Here is a 20,938-nt window from a genome sequence, read left to right as displayed (position 1 = left end):
ATGTCATCAGCCGGCGTGGTCGCGCGGGTGCTGATCGACAATCCACTTCCTCAGCTCGACCACCTCTTCGACTACAGCGTGCCGGAGGCGCTCCGCGCCGATGTGCGCGTCGGGCAGCGGGTGAAGGTGCCGTTCCGCTCCGGCGGGCGCGTGATCGACGGCTACATCGTCGAACTCGTCGACCGAGCCAGCGCCGACTTCTCCGGGCAACTGAGCGAGATCGAATCGCTGGTCTCCGTCGTGCCCGTGCTCACCCCGGAGGTCTACGCGCTCGCCCGCCGGGTGGCCGACCGCGGTGCGGGCAGCGCGATCGACGTGGTGCGGCTCGCCGTCCCGCCGCGTGCCGTGCGGGTGGAGAAGAAGTGGATCGCTGAGCGAGCCGAGAACTCGGTCGCTGCAGCTCCCGAAGCCCCGGCATCCGAGCTGCCGACAGTGACCGGTTATTCCGCGGAGGTGCTCGCCGGGGCCATCGACCCGGACGGCCGGGTCGCTCTGACCGCGATCCCGCGCCTGCTCGAGGGGCCCGGCGGCATCTGGGTCGGCCACTGGGCCGTGACCATGGCCGAGCTGGCCGTGCGCACCCTCGCGACGGGGCGGAGCGCTGTGCTCGCCGTTCCTGACTTCCGCGACCAGGACCAGCTCCTCGCCGCACTGCACGCGCTGCTTCCGGCCGAGAAGATTTCGCGCTTCGACGCGCGGCAGACCACGAGCGAGCGCTACGGCGCCTTCCTGGCCTGCCTCGACGACGAGCCGCGCGTCATCGTCGGCAACCGTTCCGTCGTCTACGCCCCGGCCGCGCGGCTCGGACTGATCGCGATGTGGGACGACGGCGACCCGCTCTACGCCGAATCGTTGAGTCCGTACGCGCACGCCCGCGATGTCGCGCTCATCCGCCAGGGCGTCACCGAGTGCGCCCTCGTGCTGCTCGGCCACGCCCGCAGCATCGAGGCGCAGCGCCTCGTCGAGATCGGTTGGCTGCACGAGCTCGGGCCGGAGCGCTTCTCGCGCCCCAATGTCATCGCCACCGCGCAGCAGGGCTCTCCTGACCCACAGGCGCAAGCCGCGCGCATCCCGTCGACCGCCTGGCGCGAGGCCAAGCAGGCCCTGGCCACCGGCCCGGTTCTCGTGCAGGTCGCGTCCCCTGGCTACGCGCCCGTCGTCGCCTGCGCCGGCTGCCGGGAGGCCGCACACTGCGCACGCTGCCAGGGGCCGCTCGGCCAGAGCGCGGCCGGCGCGGCGCCCAGCTGCCGCTGGTGTGGGGCGATCGCCGCCAACTGGAGTTGCGGCACCTGCGGCGGGCACGCCCTGCGCACGGTGCGCATCGGCGCCGGGCGCACCGCGGAAGAACTCGGCCGTGCCTTTCCCGGCGCCCTCGTCATCGTCGCCGACGGGGAGAACCCGATCCTCAATGTCGCGGGCAGGCCGGCGCTCGTCATCGCAACCAGGGGCGCGGAGCCGGTGGCCGACGGCGGCTACGCGGCTGTGCTCCTGCTCGACGGCGAACGCATCCTCGGCCGCGAGTCGCTGCGGGTTGCAGAGGACGCACTGCGCTGGTGGTCCAACGCCGCCGCCCTCGCCACACCGGGAGCGCCCGTGCTGCTGGCCGGTGTCGGTGGCGCACTCGCCACGGCGCTGGCCACCTGGCAGCAGGCGGGCTGGGCGGCGAGTGAATTCGCCGATCGCCGAGCCCTCCGCTTCCCGCCGGCCGTGCGCACGGCATCCGTCACGGCGGCCCCCGCCGTGCTGGAGACGGCCCTGGCCGAGCTGCGCGAGCTGGAGGGCGTCGACATCCTCGGCCCCGTGCCGGCTCCGGTCGCGCCCGGTGCTGCGCCGACATCCGACGGCCTCCTGCGCGCGATCGTGCGTTTCGACTACGGTGCGGGCGCCGAGGTCGCCAGGCGCCTGCGCGCCGGGATCGTGGCCGTCGCCAGCGCGCGCCGCCGCCCGCCCAAGGGTGGGGCCTTCCGGCCCGCGCCTACACTGAGAGTTCGATTCGATGACCCGGAGATCTTCTAAATGAAACTCGTCTTCGCCGGAACGCCGGATGCGGCCGTTCCGAGCCTGCGCCTGCTCGCCGCCGGACCGCACGAGATCGTGGCGGTGCTGACGCGCACCGACGCACCGCTCGGACGCAAGCGCGTTCTGACGCCGTCTCCCGTCGCGCAGGCCGCCGTCGAGCTCGGGCTGCCCGTCATCAAGGCCAACCGGCTCGATGAGGCCGTGACGGCCGAGATCGCCGCGCTCGGCGTCGACCTCGGCGTGATCGTTGCCTACGGCGGACTCGTGCGTGAGCCGCTGCTCAGCACCCCGCGGCTCGGCTGGATCAATCTGCACTTCTCGTTGCTGCCGCGGTGGCGCGGTGCCGCCCCCGTGCAGCGCGCGCTGATCGCCGGCGACGCCGTGACCGGCGCCGACGTCTTCCAGCTGGTTCCGGCGCTCGACGCCGGCGACGTCTTCGGCCGCATCGAGCACCCCATCACGGAGCAGAGCACGGCGGCGACGCTGCTCAGCGAGCTGGCGGTCTCCGGCGCGGAGCTGCTCGGCCGCGTCGTCGACGGCCTCGCCGACGGCAGCGCCGTCGCCACCCCGCAGAGCGGGGAACCGACGCCCGCGGCCAAGCTCAGCATCGATGACGCCAGGCTCGACTGGGCTGAGCCCGCGGCATCCGTGTTCCACCGCTATCAGGGCGTCACCACCGAGCCCGGCGCATTCACACTGATCGACGGCGCCCGCTTCAAGATTCACGAGATGCGCCATGCCGAGGATGCCACTCCGCTGGCACCCGGCCACATCCGTGCAGACGACGGCCGTGTGCTCGTCGGCACCGCCAGCCACCCGCTCGAGCTGCTGCGTGTGCAGCCGGCGGGCAAGACCCCGATGAACGCCAGCGACTGGTGGCGTGGAATCGCAGCAGAGGAGGTGATCGCCGAATGAGCGATCGCAGACAGAATTCCGGCAACAGCGCGCGTCCGGCGCGTGCGCCGCGCCCGCAGCAGAGCGTTCAGCCGGCCCGGCTCGTCGCCTACGAGGTGATCGCCGCCGTACGCGAGTCCGACTCCTACGCCAATCTGCTGCTTCCGAGCCGCATCCAGCGCGCCAGGCTGAACAGCGCCGACGCGGCACTGGCGACCGAGCTCACCTATGGCACCCTGCGCATGCAGGGCTTCTACGACAAGGTGATCGAGCTCGTCGCCGACCGTACCGTCGACAAGATCGACCCGGCCGTGCTCGACGTGCTCCGCCTCGGTGCCCACCAGCTGCTGGCGACCCGCGTCGCCACCCATGCGGCCGTGAACGAGTCCGTTGCCCTGGCCAGCCAGGTCGCCTCCCGCTCGGCGACCGGCTTCACCAACGGTGTGCTGCGCACGATCTCGCGCAGCTCGCTCGAGGAGTGGCGCGGCTGGGTGCAGGACGAGACGGAGGGCACGGACGAGAAGCTCGCCGTGCTGCACTCCCACCCGGCCTGGGTCGTTCGGGCGCTCCGCACCGCGCTGGAGGCTGAGGGCCGCGGCGCAGAGCTTGAGCAGCTGCTCGAGGCCGACAACGCCGCGCCGAAGGTCAACCTGGCCGCACTTCCCGGTCTCGTCGAGTCCGCGGATGCCGCGGGGCTCGGTGACGCCAACCACTTCTCGCCGATCGGCTTCGAGCTCTCCGGTGGCGACCCACTCGGGGTCACCGATCGCTTCGGCGGCGCCGTGCGCGTGCAGGACGAAGGCTCGCAGCTGGCCGCGCTTGCGCTCAGCCGGGCGGAGCCCGTGCAGCCGGGGGAGCGCTGGCTCGACCTCTGTGCCGGACCGGGCGGCAAGGCCGCGCTGCTGGCAGCGGAGGCGCGCCTCGGCGAGGCGACGCTCATCGCAAACGAGCTCGTTCCCGCCCGCGCGGGGCTCGTCCGCAACGCCCTCGCGGGCGTTCCAGGCGACGTCCCCGTCTGGGAACTCGACGGCACGACGATCGGTGCGGTCCATCCGGCCGAGTTCGACCGGATCCTGCTCGACGCGCCGTGCACCGGGCTGGGCGCCCTGCGCCGACGCCCGGAGGCCCGCTGGCGGAAGTCGCCTGGCGATGTCGCCGAGCTGAGCGTGCTGCAGGGCAAGCTGTTCGACGCCGCCTTCCAGGCGCTGAAGCCCGGCGGCATCCTCGCCTACGTGACCTGCTCCCCGCACCTCGGCGAGACGCTCGGAACGCTCAACGGCGCAGTCGCCCGCTGGGGTGACGCGCTGGAGCAGCTCCCGACGCGCGACATCCTCGATGGCATCGCCGCGAATCCGCTCGACATCGGCGGCAACGGCCTGACCGCCCAGCTCTGGCCACACCGCCACGGCACCGACGCCATGTTCATCGCCCTCGTCCGCAAGCGCTAGCGCGCGCCGCCGCTCGCTCGAGCCAGCGTGCGGCGTGACGCCGCTCTTCTCACGTCGGCTTGAGGGAGCGCCAGCGACCGAAGCCCTGAGCGTTTGCGTGATCGAGTTGCTCGGATGGTGGGGCGACGGTGTCGGCGGATCCGCTCAGGGCTTCGCGTGCGTCGCTGCTCGTCGCGGCGCCGCTCGCTCGAGCCGGCGTGCGGCGCGACGTCGCTCTTCTCACGTTGGCTTGAGGGAGCGCCAGCGACCGAAGCCCTGAGCGTTTGCGTGGTCGAGTTGCTCCGATTGTCGGGCGAAGGTTTTGGCGGGTCCGCTCAGGGCTTCGCGTGCGTCGCTGCTCCTCCGTCGCGGCGCCGCTCGCTCGAGCCAGCGTGCGGCGCAGCGCCGCCCAAGCCGTCGTGCGGCGCGGCGTCGCTCAAGCAGGCGTGCTGTCTCACGTTGGCTTGAGGGAGCGCCAGCGACCGAAGCCCTGAGCGACGCCGTTGAGCAGTGTTCCCGCTCGGCAGAGTTGTGCACAGCTCACGTCAACGCACACGTTCTCCACCGCCTCCGGATGGATCCAGCGCTCGGCGTAGGCCGTCGGTGACACTGACGGCATGCCTTTCATGTACATGCTGCTCTGCAGAGACGGCTCGCTCTACACCGGGAGCACCTGGAACATCGACGGTCGCCTGCAGCAGCACCAGAGCGGCCGCGGCGCAAAGTACACGGCGCGTAGGCTTCCCGTGCGCTTGATCTACTACGAGGAGTTCGACAGTATCGCCACCGCCTTTGCGCGCGAACACACCGTGCAGGGGTGGCTCCGCTCGCGCAAGGACGCGCTCATCGCCGGAGGCCCCGGCATGCGCGTGCTGCCGAGCGGTGAGCATATTCCAGCGCTCCGGGGTGACCAGGGCTAGTCACAGCGCTCCGCCGCCGTGGGACTGTGTCGGCGGACCCGCTCAGGGCTTCGCGGGCGTCGCTGCTCCTTCGTCGCTGCTCCTTCGTCGCGGCGACGCTCGCTCGAGCCAGCGTGCAGGGAGGCGCCGCTCGGGCCTCGCGGGCATTGTCACGTCGGCTGGAGGGAGCGCCAGCGACCGAAGCCCTGACACGCGCTGAGACGTTCCGCATCGCGGGCGGGTGCGCGGCGCTCGATAGCATGGGGAGCATGTCGACCCGCATCAACCCCAGCATCCTGACAGCCGACTTCGCGAACCTCGAGCATGAGCTCGGGCGCATCGCGACTGCCGACCTCGTGCACGTCGACGTGATGGACAACCACTTCGTGCCGAACCTGACCTTCGGTCCGACGATGGTGAACCGGCTGCAGCAGGTCTCGCCGATCCCGCTGGATGTGCACCTGATGATCGACGACGCCGACCGCTGGGCGCCCGGCTACGCCGAGACCGGTGCGTTCTCCGTCACCTTCCACGCCGAGGCGGCGAGCGACCCGGTTGCGCTCGCCAGGCGGCTCCGCCAGATCGGCTCCCGAGCCGGCATCGCGCTGAAGCCCGGAACCGACATCGAGCCGTACCTCGAGCTGTTGCCCGAGTTCGACCAGATCCTCATCATGACCGTCGAGCCCGGCTTCGGCGGGCAGAGCTTCATGACCGAGATGATGCCGAAGCTCCGCCGCACCGCTGATGCCGTCGCGGCATCCGGCCTCGACATCTGGTTGCAGGTCGACGGCGGCGTCAGCCTCGACACGATCGGCATCGCAGCGGAGAACGGCGCGAACACCTTCGTCGCCGGCTCGGCCGTGTTCAACGTGGGGGAGCCGGAGGAGCAGATTGTTGCCCTGCGCGCCGCCGCGGCGTCATCCGCTCACCAGCACTAGTAACCTGTAGACGTGAAAACTTTCGACGAACTCTTCGCCGAGCTCACTGAGAAGGCCAGGACCCGCCCAGAAGGTTCGGGAACCGTTCGTGAACTCGACGCCGGCGTACACGCCATTGGTAAGAAAATCGTCGAGGAGGCCGCCGAAGTCTGGATGGCCGCCGAGTACCAGAGCGACGCAGAAACGGCCGAGGAGATCTCGCAGCTGCTGTACCACCTGCAGGTGCTCATGGTCGCGAAGGGGCTCAGCCCCGCCGACATCTACCGACATCTCTGATCCGCTGCGCCCTGCGCAGTCCCGACGAACCGATGTCCGTGAGAAACGATCCAGAGAGCACCACCCCGATGCTGAGAATTGCCGTGCCCAACAAGGGCTCACTGTCTGAAACCGCCGCCCAGATGCTGTTCGAGGCTGGCTACACCGGCCGCCGCGACCCGCGCGAGCTGCACACGCCCGACCCCCGCAACGACGTGGAGTTCTTCTACCTGCGCCCGCGCGACATCGCCACCTACGTCGGCTCGGGTGCCCTCGACGTCGGCATCACCGGTCGCGACCTGCTGCTCGACTCCGGCTCGCCGGCCGTCGAGGTGCACGAGCTCGACTTCGCCGCGTCCACCTTCCGCTTCGCCGGCCCCGCCGACCGCTTCCGCCAGCTGGGCGACCTCGCCGGTGTGCGCGTCGCGACCAGCTACCCGGGCCTCGTCGGCGATTTCCTCCGCGCAGCGGGCATCGAGGCCGAGCTCGTCAAGCTCGACGGCGCCGTCGAATCCGCCGTGCGCCTCGGGGTCGCGGATGCCGTGGCCGACGTCGTCTCCACCGGGGCGACGCTCCGCGCGGCCGGGCTCGACATCTTCGGCCCGGTGCTGCTCGAGTCGACCGCCGTGCTGATCCGTTCTGAGGACGAGAAGCCGGGCGTCGCAACGCTTTTGCGCCGCCTGCAGGGTGTGCTCGTCGCCCGCCAGTACGTGATCATGGACTACGACATCCCCGTCGCCCTGCTCGAGGAGGCGACCCGTGTCGCCCCCGGCATCGAGTCGCCGACGGTCTCGCCGCTGCACGACCCGGAGTGGGCAGCCGTGCGGGTCATGATCCCGCGTGCCGAGACGAACCACATGATGGACGCGCTCTACGAGATCGGCGCCCGCGCCATCCTCGTCAGCTCGATCCACGCAGCCAGACTCTAGGGCGGCGGCGATGTCTCTCTCCGTTCGCGTGATCCCGTGCCTCGACGTGGCCGAAGGCCGCGTCGTCAAGGGCGTCAACTTCCAGAACCTGCGCGACGCGGGCGACCCGGTCGAGCTCGCCAAGCGTTACTTCGAGCAGGGCGCAGACGAGCTCACCTTCCTCGACGTCACCGCGACCGTCGACAACCGCTCGACGACCTACGACGTCGTGCGGGCGACCGCCGAACAGGTGTTCATCCCGCTCACCGTCGGCGGCGGCATCCGCAGCGTCGAGGACGTCTCGAAGCTGCAGGCCAACGGCGCGGACAAGGTCGGCGTGAACAGTGCCGCGATCGCCCGCCCCGCATTGATCGCCGAGATCGCCGACCGCTTCGGCTCCCAGGTTCTCGTACTCTCGCTCGACATCAAGCGCAGCGAGCGCACGGAGTCCGGCTTCGTCGTGACCACTCACGGCGGCCGCACGGAGACCGACCTCGACGCGCTCGCGTGGGCGAGGCAGGCCATCGAGCTCGGTGTAGGCGAGCTGCTCGTCAACTCGATCGACGCCGACGGCACGAAGCAGGGCTTCGACCTCGAGCTTATCCGCGCCATCCGGGAGCTGAGCACCGTGCCGGTGATCGCCTCCGGCGGCGCGGGGGCCGCGGCGCACTTCCCCCCTGCGATCACCGCAGGGGCCGACGCCGTGCTGGCGGCATCCGTGTTCCACAACGGTGAACTCAGCATCGGCGACGTCAAGGCGGCCCTCGCAGCCGAGGGAATGCCGGTGCGCGCATGAGCGAGCGGAGCGACATGGACATCGACGGCGTGATCGAACGCGCCGTGTTCAACGGCGACGGGCTGTTGCCCGCGATCATCCAGCAGCACGACAGCGGCGAGGTGCTGATGATGGGCTGGATGAACGCCGAGGCGCTCCGCCGCACTCTCAGCGAGGGGCGCGTCACCTTCTGGTCCCGCTCCCGCCAGGAGTACTGGCGCAAGGGCGACACCTCCGGGCACGCCCAGTTCGTGCGCGGTGCCGCCCTCGACTGCGACGCCGACACCCTGCTCGTGCAGGTTGAGCAGATCGGCGCAGCCTGCCACACCGGAGCGCACAGCTGCTTCGACGTCGACCCCCTCCAGCCCTTCATCCTGCCGTCCTAGAGATTGTCCGAACGGAGCCCCTTCCGATGAGCACCGGAACCACGAACCGCGCGAGCTTCGACGCCGTCGCCGCAGAGCACCGGGTGATCCCGGTGATGCGTCAGCTCTTCGCCGATGGCGAGACCCCCGTCAACATCTACCGCAAGCTGGCGGAAGGCCGCCCGGGCAGCTTCCTGCTCGAATCGGCGGAGCAGGGCGGCATCTGGTCGCGATTCTCCTTCGTCGGCGTCTCCTCCTTCGGTGTGCTCACCCAGACGGATGACGCCGTCGCTTGGATCGACTACGGCGAATCGGCCGAGCGTGTGCTCGGCGACGCGGCACAGCTCGCCCCCCTCGCCGCCCTCGAGCAGCTCTTCGAACGCTGGAAGACGCCCAGGCTGCCAGACGTCCCCCCGCTCACCGGTGGACTCGTCGGCTTCATCGGCTGGGAGGCGATCCGGCAGCTCGAGCGCCTGCCGAACCGCCCGCCGGCCGAGAACGCCGTGCCGGGTCAGGCATTCAGCTTCGTCGCCGACCTCGTCGCCATCGACCACAAGTACGGAACCGTTCAGCTGATCGCCAACGTCCTGAACGACGGTCGCGAGGGCGCCGACGAGCTCTGGGCCGACGCGCAGGCCAGGCTCGACAGCCTGCAGCAGCGGCTCGCCCAGCCCTCCGAGGCCTGGCTGGCCGAGGTCGACATGAACACGAACTCGTCGGCGCGCTCGCGCACGGAGCGCGAGGACTTCCTGGCCTCCGTGGAGACGGCCAAGGAGCACATCCGTGACGGCGACATCTTCCAGGTCGTCATCTCGCAGCGCTTCGAGGAGGACTGCACCGCGACGCCGATCGACGTCTACCGGGTGCTGCGCAGCCTCAACCCGAGCCCCTACATGTACCTGCTCAGCCTCGAGACCCCGGATGACGAGCCGTACTGGATCGTCGGCTCCTCGCCGGAGGCGCTGGTCAAGGTCTCGAACAAGCGGGTGTTCACGAATCCGATCGCCGGATCCCGGCCCCGCGGCGCGACCCCGGATGCCGACAACGAGCTCGAGACCGAGCTGCTGGCCGACGCCAAGGAGCGCGCAGAGCACCTCATGCTCGTCGACCTGGCCCGCAACGACCTCGCCAAGGTCTGCACCCCCGGCAGCGTCGAGGTCACCGAGTTCATGCGGGTCGAGCGTTTCAGCCACATCATGCACATTGTCTCCTCGGTCGAGGGTGACCTCGTGGCAGGCAAGAACGCGATCTCGGTGTTCCGCGCCACCTTCCCGGCGGGCACGCTCTCCGGTGCGCCGAAACCGCGCGCCCTGCAGATCATCGACGACCTCGAGCCGGCTCAGCGCGGCGTCTACGGGGGAGTCGTCGGCTACTTCGGCTTCGCCGGCGACGCCGACCTCGCCATCGCCATCCGCACCGCGACCATCATGGGCGGCGTGGCCAGGGTGCAGGCGGGCGGAGGGCTCGTGCTCGACTCGGTTCCGCAGTCGGAGTTCGAGGAGTCGCAGAACAAGGCGGCCGCTCCGCTGCGGGCCGTCGCGATCGCGAACGCACTGCGACGGGTGCAGTGACCATGAGCGCATCGCGGATCAAACTCAGTTTCGTGCTCGCCGGGCTCCTCGCCGCCGTGCTCGCCATGCTGGCGTGGACGCAGATATGGGTGATCGCACACATCGGTGTGAACCCGGTCGAGATCGACGGTGCGGCGGCGGCGCCCGCACTCTCGGCGCTGGCCCTCGCCGGGCTCGCCCTCGGCGGCGCGCTGACGATCGCCGGTCCCGTGTTCCGCGTCGTGCTCGGCGCGCTCGAGGTGCTGCTCGGCCTCTCCGTCGTGCTCGCCTCCTTCTCGGCCATCCTCGACCCGGCGGGAGCCGCGATCGCGAGCGTCAGCACGCTCACGGGCGTCGCGGGCGACAACTCGGTGCTCGCGCTGATCACGGATGCCACGACAACCCTCTGGCCCTGGGTCGGCGTCGTCTCCGGCGTGCTGTTCGCAGCGGCCGGAATCGGTGTGCTCGTGACCTCCAGGCGCTGGCCGGGCCCCGGCCGCAAGTACCAGGCGGTGCGTCTGGCGAACGCCGATGCGGCACCGCAGAGCGCCAAGGACACTGCGATCGACAACTGGGACGAACTCAGCCGCGGCAGCGACCCCACGGAGCAGTGAGCCCTGGCGGTACCCCCGGCCGGTAGTCCCGGGCCAGAGCCCCGGAACCGCTAGACTTTCCATCACCCCCTTCAGAACTTTTTAAGGAGCACCATGAGTACAGAGTCAGTTGATCCAGGCCACGGCCACTCGCCGGCCGCATGGACCTCGGTCTTCATCATGCTCATCGCCTTCCTGATCGGCACCGTCGCGTTCTTCCTCGACCTGCAGTGGCTCGTCTGGGCGTCGGCGGGTCTGCTGCTCGTCGGTCTGATCGTCGGCTGGGTGCTCGCCAAGGCCGGCTACGGTACGAACGGCCCGAAGTACGCTCCGAAAGCGCACTAGCGAGTGCTCTCCGAGCTCACCGCCGGTTCCGTTGAAGACGCCGAACGGCGTCGGCTGAGTCGGCCATACGCCACCGTCGAGGCTGCGGCGCTTGCGCGCCCGGCCGCGATCGACGCCCTGCGCGCACTGGCCCCGGCCGAGCGCGTCAAGGTCATCGCGGAGGTCAAGCGGGCGAGCCCGTCGCGCGGCAAGCTCGCCGAGATCCGCGATCCAGCGGCGTTGGCCGCGGCATACGAGACCGGCGGCGCCAGCGCCATCAGCGTGCTGACCGAGGAGCGCCGTTTCGGCGGCTCCCTCGCCGACCTCGAGGCCGTGCGCGCCGCTGTGAGCCTGCCCGTTCTGCGCAAGGACTTCATCGCGACGCCCTACCAGGTGCTCGAGGCCCGCGCAGCAGGCGCCGACCTCGTGTTGCTCATCGTCGCCGCGCTCGAGCAGCCGCTGCTGGCCGAGCTGCACGCACTCATCCTCGAGCTCGGCATGACGCCGCTCGTGGAGACGCACAGTGCAGACGAGCTCGATCGGGCCATCGACCTCGGGGCCTCCCTGATCGGTGTCAACGCGCGCAACCTCTCCACCTTCGAGCTCGACAAGAACCTCTTCGGCACCCTGGCCGAGCGCATCCCGGCCGGCACGATCAAGGTGGCCGAGTCCGCGGTGCTCTCTGCGGCGGATGTCGCGCACTACCGCGCGGCGGGCGCCGATGTCGTCCTGGTCGGCGAAGCGCTCGTCACGAGCGACCCCATCCGAACCCTCTCCGAATTCCTGGCGGTCTAGATGTCTGATTCCACAGAGCCCACGTCCACAGAACCCACCGGCAAGCTGCGCGACGAGCTCGGCCCGTACTTCGGCGACTTCGGCGGCCGCTTCGTCCCGGAGTCGCTCGTCGCGGCGCTCGATGAGCTCACGCTCGCCTACGACATCGCGAAGAAGGACCCGACCTTCGCCGCCGAGCTCACCGAGCTGCACCGGAGCTACACGGGTCGTCCGTCGATCATCACCGAGGTGCCGCGTTTCGCCGCGCACGCCGGCGGCGCCCGCATCATCCTCAAGCGCGAGGACCTGAACCACACCGGTTCGCACAAGATCAACAACGTGCTCGGCCAGGCGCTGCTCACCAAGCGCATCGGCAAGACCCGCGTCATCGCCGAGACGGGCGCAGGCCAGCACGGTGTCGCCACCGCGACGGCCGCCGCCCTGTTCGGTTTCGAGTGCGTCGTCTACATGGGCGAGGTCGACACGGAGCGTCAGGCGCTGAACGTCGCCCGCATGCGCCTGCTCGGCGCGGAGGTCGTCGCCGTCAAGGCCGGCTCCCGCACGCTGAAGGACGCCATCAACGACGCCATGCGTGACTGGGTCACCAACGTCGAGAACACCAACTACATCTTCGGCACCGTCGCGGGCCCCCACCCGTTCCCCGCCATGGTCCGTGACTTCCAGAAGATCATCGGCGAAGAGGCGCGCGAGCAGGTTCTCGAGCTCACCGGCTCCCTCCCGGATGCTGTCGCGGCCTGCGTCGGCGGCGGATCCAACGCCATGGGCATCTTCCACGCCTTCCTCGACGACCCCTCCGTCGCCCTCTACGGCTACGAGGCCGCTGGCGAAGGCGCAGACACGCCGAAGCACGCCGCCACGATCACCAAGGGTCGTCCGGGCGTTCTGCACGGTGCGCGCAGCATGATGCTGCAGGACGAGGACGGTCAGACCTACGAGTCCCACTCGATCTCCGCCGGCCTCGACTACCCGGGCGTCGGCCCGGAGCACGCCTGGCTGAACAGCATCGGTCGCGCCCAGTACCGACCGGTGACGGATGCCGCAGCCATGGACGCGCTCATGCTCCTCAGCCGCACAGAGGGCATCATCCCGGCCATCGAGTCCGCCCATGCCCTCGCCGGCGCCCTCGAGCTCGGCCGTGAACTCGGCCCGGACTCGACGATCCTCGTCAACCTCAGCGGTCGCGGCGACAAGGACATGGAAACGGCCGGACGCTACTTCAACTTGATCGACCAGGGAGCACAGCAGTCATGAGTTCGGTCGAAGCGACAATCCGCACCAGGGTCGACGCCGGCAGCGGGGCCCTCATCGGTTACCTCCCGGTCGGATTCCCGAGCCTCGGCGCGAGCGTCGATGCCGCCGTCGCCCTCGTCGAGAACGGTGTCGACATCCTCGAGATGGGCCTGCCGTACTCCGATCCCGTGATGGACGGCTCCGTCATCCAGGCCGCCACCCAGAGTGCGCTGGCCGACGGCTTTCGCCTCCGCGACGGCTTCACCGCCATCTCGGCGATCACCGCCCAGGTGAAGGCGCCGGTGCTGATCATGACGTACTGGAACCCCGTCGTGCAGTACGGCGTCGAGCGTTTTGCAGACGACCTCGCCGCGGCGGGCGGCGCCGGCCTGATCACGCCGGACCTCATCCCCGATGAGGGAGCTGACTGGATCGCCGCCTCGGAGCGCACCGGTCTCGACCGCGTGTTCCTAGCCGCACCGACCTCCACCCCCGAACGCCTGCGGCGCGTCGTCGACGCCAGCCGCGGCTTCGTCTACGCCGTCTCGACGATGGGCATCACCGGTGCCCGCGCCGACGTCGACGCGGCCGCCCGCGGCCTGATCGAGCGCCTACGCGCGGCCGGTTCGACCAGCGCATGCGTCGGAGTCGGCATCTCGACGCCGGAGCAGGTGCGCGAGGTGCTCGGCTACGCCGACGGCGCGATCGTCGGCTCCGCTCTCGTCAAGGCACTGGCCGACGGGGGAGTCGACGCCGTCGGCGCCCTCGCCCTGCAGCTCGCTGCAGGCAAGTCCGCCGCCTAGCCGCGCCGTCTAGACTCACAGAAACCAACGAAAGGGTAGTACTGGTGTTTGCACCGTTGAGCATTCCGAGTCCTGAGTGGAGCTACTTCGACCTCGGTCCGTTCCGCATCCACGCCTACGCCCTGTGCATTCTGGCCGGCATCGTCGCCGCGACGATCATGACCAGCATGCGACTGACCAAGCGTGGTGCAGAGCCGGGAATCGTGCTCGACATCATCCTCTGGGCCGTGCCGCTCGGCATCATCGGCGCGCGCATCTACCACGTGCTCACCCACCCGGGCGATTACTTCTACGCCGGAGCCGATCTGCTGCGCACCCTGTACATCTGGGAGGGCGGCAACGCCATCTTCGGTGCCCTCCTCGGCGGCGCGGTCGGTGCGTTCATCGGATGCCGCATGACCGGCATCCGCTTCTGGACCTTCGCAGACGCGCTGGCTCCCGGCATGCTCCTGGCCCAGGCCATGGGCCGTCTCGGCAACTGGTTCAACGCCGAACTCTACGGTTTGCCGACGACTTTGCCGTGGGGCCTGGAAATTTCTTCGGACAATCCGGCATTCCCCGTCGGTCTTCCGGAGGGCACCCTCTTCCACCCCACATTCCTCTACGAGATCCTCTGGAACGTGCTCGGCGTCGCCGTCATCCTGTTCCTCGAGCGCAAGATCTCGCTGCGCTGGGGCAAGGCATTCGCTGTATACCTGATCTGGTACGGCCTTGGCCGTAGCTTCTTCGAAGCCATCCGGGTTGACCCGAGTGAGATGTTCCTCGGCGTACGCACCAACATCTGGGCTGCCTGGGTTGCGATCGCGGTCGGTGTCGTCATCTTCATCGTGCAGTCGCGCCGGCACACCGGGGTCGAGATCAGCCCTTATGTGCCCGGACGTGAATGGAGTGCGGCCGACGCTGATATAGAATCTGACAACGCAGATTTCGAAGACGACGAAGACGGCAACGGCGCCGCGGATGTCCAGAAGCCTGCCGCCGCTGCCACAAGCACTAGCGGCCCCCTTCCCTAGAGGCTCGTCACTTCCGAGTCCTGCTGAATACCCCTCGCATCAAGGGGGCGGCACAATCCCACCCACGGGCCGATGGCGTCCCCTTGCACATCATTCGTGAGGACGGTCAGTCGTGACTTCTCAATCCACCTTTACGAGGTTCAGTCAAATCCCGGGTCGGCAGGGTCTCTACGACCCTGCTCATGAGAAGGACGCGTGCGGCCTCGCCATGGTCGCAACGCTGCGTGGCACAGCCGGCCACGACATCATCACGGCGGCGCTCGACGCGCTGCGCAACCTCGAGCACCGTGGCGCCATCGGTTCCGATGCGGGAACCGGTGACGGCGCAGGCATCATCACCCAGATCCCGGATGCCTTCCTCCGGGCGGTGACGGACTTCGAGCTTCCCGCCGCCGGCCGTTACGCCGTCGGAAACGCGTTCCTCCCCACCGACCCGACCGCGCGCACAGCCATCAAGCGCTCGCTCGCCGCGATCGCGGAAGAAGAGGGCCTCAGCGTCCTCGGCTGGCGCGAGGTGCCCGTGCGGCCCGACGAGGTCGGCACGCTGGCCCGCGCCGCGATGCCGGCCATTCAGGCCTTCTACGTGCAGAGCGCACGTACCGCCGCGAGCGGGGCACCGCTGTCCGGCATCGAGCTGGACCGCCAGACCTACCGGCTGCGCAAGCGTGCCGAGCGAGAGCTTGAGATCTACTTCGCCTCGTTGTCGTGCCGCACCCTCGTCTACAAGGGCATGGTCACCACGCTTCAGCTCGAGCCGTTCTACCCGGACCTGTCCGACGAGCGCTTCACCTCCAAGCTCGCCCTCGTGCACTCGCGCTACTCCACGAACACCTTCCCGTCGTGGCCGCTGGCGCAGCCGTTCCGCATGATCGCGCACAACGGTGAGATCAACACGATCCAGGGGAACCGCAACTGGATGCGTGCACGGCAGTCGCAGCTCGAGTCCGAGCTGCTCGGCGACCTCGCCCCGCTGCTGCCCATCGTCACCCCCGGCGCCAGCGACTCCGCCTCCTTCGACGAGGTCGTTGAGCTGCTCACGCTCTCCGGCAGGTCGCTGCCGCACTCCGTCATGATGATGGTTCCTGAGGCGTGGGAGAACCAGAGCGAGATCGACACCGAGCGTCGTGACTTCTACGACTACCACTCGATGCTCATGGAGCCGTGGGACGGCCCGGCGGCGATCGTCTTCACCGACGGATCACTCGTCGGCGCGACCCTCGACCGCAACGGCCTGCGTCCCGGACGTTTCGTGGTCACCGACGACGGCCTCGTCGTGCTCGCCAGCGAGATCGGCGTGCTCGACTTCGACCCGGCCACCATCGTGCGCAAGGGGCGCCTGCGTCCAGGCAAGATGTTCCTCGTCGACACGGTCGCCGGCCGGCTGATCGAGGACGACGAGATCAAGGCGGAGCTCGCGGCATCTGAGCCGTGGGGGGAGTGGCTCGAGGAGAGCCGCATCAAGCTCGCCGAGCTGCCGGAGCGCGAGCACATCGTGCACCCGCCGGCATCCGTCGTGCGTCGCCAGCGGACCTTCGGTTACACCGAGGAGGAGGTGCGCCTGCTGCTCACGCCGATGGCGCGCTTCGGCGCTGAGCCGCTCGGCGCCATGGGATCTGACACGCCGATCGCCGTGCTCTCCGAGCGCCCCCGGCTGATCTTCGACTACTTCACGCAGCAGTTCGCCCAGGTGACGAACCCGCCGCTGGACTCGATCCGCGAAGAGGTCGTCACCTCGCTCGGCAGCTCCGTCGGACCGGAGCACAACCTGCTCAAGGCCGGACCGGAGCACGCCCGCCAGGTCTCGCTCACCTTCCCGGTGATCGACAACGACGAGCTGGCGAAGATCCAGCACATCGACCCGTACCCCGGCAGCCGCAGCACCGTCACCATTCGGGGCCTCTACCGCTTCGATGAGGGTGTCAACGCCATGCGTGACCGCCTGGCGGCGCTCAACCTCGAGGTCGACGCGGCCATCGACGCCGGCGCCCGCTTCATCGTGCTGAGCGACCGCGACTCCAACAAGGACCTCGCCCCGATCCCGTCGCTCTTGATGACGGCATCCGTTCACCACCACCTCACCCGCTCAGAGAACCGCATGAAGGTCGGCCTGATCGTCGAGGCCGGCGATGTGCGCGAGGTGCACCACGTCGCGCTGCTGATCGGCTACGGCGCATCGGCCGTGAACCCGTACCTGGCGATGGAAAGCTGCGAGAACCTCGTGCGCAGCGGCATCATCACCGACGTCACTCCGGAGAAGGCCGTCGCCAACGTGATCAAGGCGCTCGGCAAGGGCGTCCTGAAGATCATGTCGAAGATGGGCATCTCCACGATCGCCTCCTACTCCGGCGCCCAGGCCTTTGAGGCCATCGGCCTCGACGAGGGGTTCATCGCGCAGTACTTCACCGGGACCACCTCCAAGCTCGGCGGCGTCGGGCTCGAGGTCATCGCGGCGGAGAACCTGCAGCGGCACACCGCCGCTTACCCGGAGGATGCAGCCGTCACGGTGCACGAGCGCCTGCAGACCGGCGGCGAGTACCAGTGGCGCCGTGACGGATCGCCCCACCTCTTCAACCCGGAGACGGTGTTCCGCCTGCAGCACGCGACGCGCACCCGCCGCTACGACATCTTCCGCGAGTACACGAAGCTCGTCGACGACCAGGCAGAGACGCTCATGACGCTGCGCGGGATGTTCGGACTCCGCACCGGCCGTCGCCCGGCCGTTCCGCTGGAGGAGGTGGAGTCGGTCGCGTCGATCGTCAAGCGCTTCTCCACCGGCGCGATGAGCTACGGCTCCATCTCGCAGGAGGCACACGAGACCCTCGCCATCGCCATGAACAGCCTCGGCGCGAAGTCGAACACCGGTGAGGGTGGCGAGGATCTCGACCGCCTGCTCGACCCGGAGCGCCGCAGCGCCATCAAGCAGGTCGCTTCCGGCCGTTTCGGCGTGACGAGCATGTACCTCACGCACGCCGATGACATCCAGATCAAGCTCGCCCAGGGCGCCAAGCCCGGCGAGGGTGGCCAGCTGCCGTCGACCAAGGTCTACCCCTGGGTCGCGCGCACCCGCCACGGCACGCCGGGTGTCGGCCTCATCTCGCCGCCCCCGCACCACGACATCTACTCGATCGAAGACCTCAAGCAGCTCATCTTCGACCTGAAGCGTGCGAACCCGAAGGCCCGCATCCACACCAAGCTCGTCAGCCAGTCCGGCATCGGCGCTGTCGCAGCCGGTGTCGCGAAGGCGCTCTCCGACGTCATCCTGGTCTCCGGCCACGACGGCGGAACCGGCGCCAGCCCCGTCAACTCGCTCAAGCACGCCGGAACCCCCTGGGAGCTCGGGCTGGCAGAGACGCAGCAGACGCTCATGCTCAACGGCATGCGCGACCGCGTCGTCGTGCAGGTTGACGGACAGCTGAAGACCGGCCGTGACGTCGTCATCGGCGCGCTGCTCGGTGCCGAGGAGTTCGGCTTCGCCACGGCGCCGCTGATCGTGGAGGGCTGCATCATGATGCGGGTCTGCCACCTCGACACCTGCCCCGTCGGCGTCGCGACGCAGAACCCGGAACTGCGCAAGCGCTTCACGGGCAAGCCTGAGTTCGTCGTGAACTTCTTCGAGTTCATCGCCCAGGAGGTGCGCGAGTACCTGGCCGAGCTGGGCTTCCGCAGCCTCGGCGAGGCCGTCGGCCACCATGAGCTCCTCGACACCGCCGCGGCACTCGATCACTGGAAGGCATCGGGCATGGACCTGACGCCGATCCTCGTCGGGCCGGACTTCTCGGATTCCGAACCGCGCCAGAGCGCACGGGAGCAGGAGCACGAGCTCGAGGCGCACTTCGACAACCAGCTGATCGCTCGCGCGGCCGACGTGCTCGAACACGGCGGACACGTCGAGATCGAGCTGCCCATCCGCAACACGGAACGCGCGGTCGGCACCATGCTCGGCCACGAGGTGACGGTGCGCCACGGCGTCAACGGTCTGCCGAGCGGCTCGATCGAGGTGACCCTCACGGGTTCGGCCGGCCAGTCGCTCGGTGCGTTCCTACCAGGCGGCATCACGCTGCGCCTCGAGGGTGACTCCAACGACTACGTCGGCAAGGGACTCTCCGGCGGTCAGATCACGGTGCGTCCGGACCGCCGCAGCCTGTTCGCGGCCGAACGCAACGTCATCGCAGGCAACGTCATCGGTTACGGCGCCACCAGCGGCTCGCTGTTCCTCCGCGGAATCGTCGGCGAACGCTTCCTCGTGCGCAACTCGGGTGCGACCGCCGTCGTCGAAGGCGTCGGCGACCACGCCCTCGAGTACATGACAGGTGGCCTCGCGCTCATCCTCGGCGGAACCGGGCGCAACCTCGGCGCCGGCATGTCGGGCGGAACCGCCTACGTCTACGAGCTCAAGCGTGAGCGCGTCAACCGCGATTCCCTCGCGAGCGGCGAGCTCGAGCTGCTCGAGCTGGGCAGCGCCGATCGTGAGATCGTGCGCGACCTGCTCGAACGGCACCTCGCCGAGACCGATTCACCCGTCGCAGCGCGCATGCTCGACGACTTCGACCAGACGGCATCCCGCTTCGTCAAGGTCTTGCCGCGCGATTACGCAGCGGTTCTCGAAACTCGAAAGAACGCGGAAGCCGAGGGCCTCGACCCCGACGGCGACCTCGTTTGGACACGCATCCTGGAGGTGACCGGTGGCTGACCCCAAAGGCTTCTTGAAGACGACCGAGCGTGAGCTCCCCGCGCGGCGCCCCGTGTCGGTGCGCCTCATGGACTGGAAAGAGGTCTATGAGCAGGGCGACCCGACCCAGCTGCGCCGGCAGGCCGGCCGCTGCATGGACTGCGGTGTTCCGTTCTGCCACCAGGGCTGCCCGCTCGGCAACCTGATCCCGGAGTGGAACGACCTGATGTACCGCGGTGAGGGCCACGCGGCCAGCGAGCGGTTGCACGCGACGAACAACTTCCCGGAGTTCACCGGCCGGCTCTGCCCCGCGCCCTGCGAATCGGCCTGCGTGCTCGGCATCAACCAGCCGGCCGTCACGATCAAGCAGGTCGAGGTGTCGATCATCGACCAGGCCTTCGACAACGGCTGGGTGACGCCGCACCTGCCCGGCCGCCTGACCGGCAAGACCGTTGCCGTCGTCGGTTCCGGTCCGGCCGGTCTCGCCGCAGCCCAGCAGCTGACCCGTGCCGGTCACACCGTCGCCGTCTTCGAGCGCGACGACCGCATCGGCGGCCTGCTGCGCTACGGCATCCCCGACTTCAAGATGGAGAAGCGCCACATCGAGGCGCGCCTCGCGCAGATGACCGCCGAGGGCACGCGCTTCCGCCCCGGCGTGAACATCGGTGTCGACATCAGCTGGGACGAACTGCGCCGGCGCTATGACGCCGTCGTGGTCGCAACCGGCGCCCTCGTTCCGCGCGACCTGCCGATCCCGGGGCGCGACCTGCCCGGCGTGCACTTCGCGATGGAGTACCTGGTGCAGGCCAACCGCGTCGGCGCCGGCGACAGCGTCGAGAACCAGATCGTGGCCGACGGCAAGCATGTCGTCGTGCTCGGAGGCGGCGACACCGGTGCCGACTGCATCGGCACCGCACACCGCCAGGGTGCGGCATCCGTCACCAACCTGGCCATCGGCAAGCAGCCAGGGCACAGCAGGCCCAGCCACCAGCCGTGGCCGATGGACCCGCTGGTCTTCGAGATCTCGAGTGCCCACGAGGAGGGCGGAAGCCGTGAGTACCTCGCGTCGACCGTCGAGTTCCTCGCGAACGAGGACGGCCAGCTGCGCGCGGTTCGCGTGGCGGAGACCGAGTTCGTCGACGGCCGTCGGGTGCCGAAGTCGGGTACCGAGCGCGAGATCCCCGCTGACCTCGTACTCCTGGCCCTCGGCTTCACCGGGCCGGAGACGGACCTCATCAGCCCACAGCTGGAGCTCGGTTTCGACGAGCGCGGCAACCTCAGCCGTGAGTCCGACTACCAGAGCAGCCACGAGGGCGTCTTCATCGCCGGCGACGCCGGACGCGGACAATCTCTGATCGTCTGGGCCATCGCAGAGGGCCGAGCTGCGGCCGCAGCCGTAGACCGGTACCTTGAAGGGGAGACGCTGCTCCCCTCCCCGGTCAAACCGACCGACCGAGGCTTCAGCCTCTAAATACTTTCCG

Annotated in this window: 18 protein-coding genes; all 18 read left to right on the top strand. The window is 69.2% G+C overall.

Annotated features, from left to right (window positions below):
• The 18 genes from ASC66_RS13230 (at position 1) to ASC66_RS13145 (ending at position 20,928) form a co-directional block, all read left to right on the top strand.
• Positions 1–2,016, top strand: coding sequence for a primosomal protein N' family DNA-binding protein (locus ASC66_RS13230; protein WP_055840225.1), 2,016 nt, complete (start codon positions 1–3; stop codon positions 2,014–2,016).
• Complete coding sequence (gene fmt / locus ASC66_RS13225) at positions 2,017–2,934, top strand: methionyl-tRNA formyltransferase (protein ID WP_055840223.1); 918 nt, start codon at positions 2,017–2,019, stop codon at positions 2,932–2,934.
• Positions 2,931–4,361: an RsmB/NOP family class I SAM-dependent RNA methyltransferase gene (locus ASC66_RS13220; protein WP_082492312.1), complete on the top strand. Its 1,431-nt coding sequence runs from the start codon at positions 2,931–2,933 to the stop codon at positions 4,359–4,361. Before fmt ends, ASC66_RS13220 begins: the two co-directional genes overlap by 4 nt.
• 596 nt (positions 4,362–4,957) lie before the next feature.
• Positions 4,958–5,260: a GIY-YIG nuclease family protein gene (locus ASC66_RS13215; RefSeq protein ID WP_055840220.1), complete on the top strand. Its 303-nt coding sequence runs from the start codon at positions 4,958–4,960 to the stop codon at positions 5,258–5,260.
• Between the two features lie 248 nt (positions 5,261–5,508).
• Positions 5,509–6,177: a ribulose-phosphate 3-epimerase gene (gene rpe, locus ASC66_RS13210; RefSeq protein WP_055840218.1), complete on the top strand. Its 669-nt coding sequence runs from the start codon at positions 5,509–5,511 to the stop codon at positions 6,175–6,177.
• A gap of 12 nt (positions 6,178–6,189) precedes the next feature.
• Positions 6,190–6,453, top strand: coding sequence for a phosphoribosyl-ATP diphosphatase (locus tag ASC66_RS18200; protein ID WP_055840216.1), 264 nt, complete (start codon positions 6,190–6,192; stop codon positions 6,451–6,453).
• 68 nt (positions 6,454–6,521) lie between these two features.
• Positions 6,522–7,361: an ATP phosphoribosyltransferase gene (gene hisG / locus ASC66_RS13200; protein ID WP_055840437.1), complete on the top strand. Its 840-nt coding sequence runs from the start codon at positions 6,522–6,524 to the stop codon at positions 7,359–7,361.
• Between the two features lie 10 nt (positions 7,362–7,371).
• Complete coding sequence (gene hisF / locus ASC66_RS13195; RefSeq protein WP_055840215.1) at positions 7,372–8,136, top strand: imidazole glycerol phosphate synthase subunit HisF; 765 nt, start codon at positions 7,372–7,374, stop codon at positions 8,134–8,136.
• Positions 8,133–8,501, top strand: a complete 369-nt coding sequence (hisI, locus tag ASC66_RS13190; protein ID WP_055840213.1) for a phosphoribosyl-AMP cyclohydrolase — start codon at positions 8,133–8,135, stop codon at positions 8,499–8,501. Before hisF ends, hisI begins: the two co-directional genes overlap by 4 nt.
• 26 nt (positions 8,502–8,527) lie before the next feature.
• The gene (locus ASC66_RS13185; RefSeq protein ID WP_055840211.1) at positions 8,528–10,051 is read left to right on the top strand and encodes an anthranilate synthase component I; all 1,524 of its coding nucleotides are present in this window, start codon (positions 8,528–8,530) and stop codon (positions 10,049–10,051) included.
• A gap of 2 nt (positions 10,052–10,053) precedes the next feature.
• Entirely contained in the window at positions 10,054–10,644 is a 591-nt protein-coding gene (locus tag ASC66_RS13180; RefSeq protein WP_055840209.1) for a Trp biosynthesis-associated membrane protein, read from the top strand.
• Positions 10,645–10,737: 93 nt separating this feature from the next.
• Entirely contained in the window at positions 10,738–10,968 is a 231-nt protein-coding gene (locus ASC66_RS13175; RefSeq protein ID WP_055840207.1) for a DUF6704 family protein, read from the top strand.
• A gap of 3 nt (positions 10,969–10,971) precedes the next feature.
• Positions 10,972–11,742 (top strand): indole-3-glycerol phosphate synthase TrpC, encoded by a 771-nt coding sequence (gene trpC, locus ASC66_RS13170; protein WP_055840205.1) that lies wholly within the window; start codon positions 10,972–10,974, stop codon positions 11,740–11,742.
• Positions 11,743–12,993: a tryptophan synthase subunit beta gene (gene trpB / locus ASC66_RS13165; RefSeq protein ID WP_055840203.1), complete on the top strand. Its 1,251-nt coding sequence runs from the start codon at positions 11,743–11,745 to the stop codon at positions 12,991–12,993.
• On the top strand, positions 12,990–13,775 hold the full coding sequence (gene trpA / locus ASC66_RS13160) for a tryptophan synthase subunit alpha (RefSeq protein WP_055840201.1): 786 nt from the start codon (positions 12,990–12,992) through the stop codon (positions 13,773–13,775). Before trpB ends, trpA begins: the two co-directional genes overlap by 4 nt.
• A 44-nt stretch (positions 13,776–13,819) precedes the next feature.
• Positions 13,820–14,788, top strand: a complete 969-nt coding sequence (lgt, locus tag ASC66_RS13155; RefSeq protein WP_082492311.1) for a prolipoprotein diacylglyceryl transferase — start codon at positions 13,820–13,822, stop codon at positions 14,786–14,788.
• A 112-nt stretch (positions 14,789–14,900) separates the two neighbouring features.
• Positions 14,901–19,478 carry a glutamate synthase large subunit gene (gene gltB, locus ASC66_RS13150; RefSeq protein WP_055840200.1) on the top strand — a complete coding sequence of 1,526 codons (4,578 nt, stop codon included), beginning with the start codon at positions 14,901–14,903 and terminating at the stop codon, positions 19,476–19,478.
• On the top strand, positions 19,471–20,928 hold the full coding sequence (locus ASC66_RS13145; RefSeq protein WP_055840198.1) for a glutamate synthase subunit beta: 1,458 nt from the start codon (positions 19,471–19,473) through the stop codon (positions 20,926–20,928). Before gltB ends, ASC66_RS13145 begins: the two co-directional genes overlap by 8 nt.
• Positions 20,929–20,938: the final 10 nt, after the last annotated feature.

Source organism: Leifsonia sp. Root4, assembly GCF_001425085.1.
Lineage (GTDB): Bacteria > Actinomycetota > Actinomycetes > Actinomycetales > Microbacteriaceae > Microterricola.
Note: the sequence above shows the minus strand (reverse complement) of the source record. Positions and strands in the feature narration are given on the sequence as shown.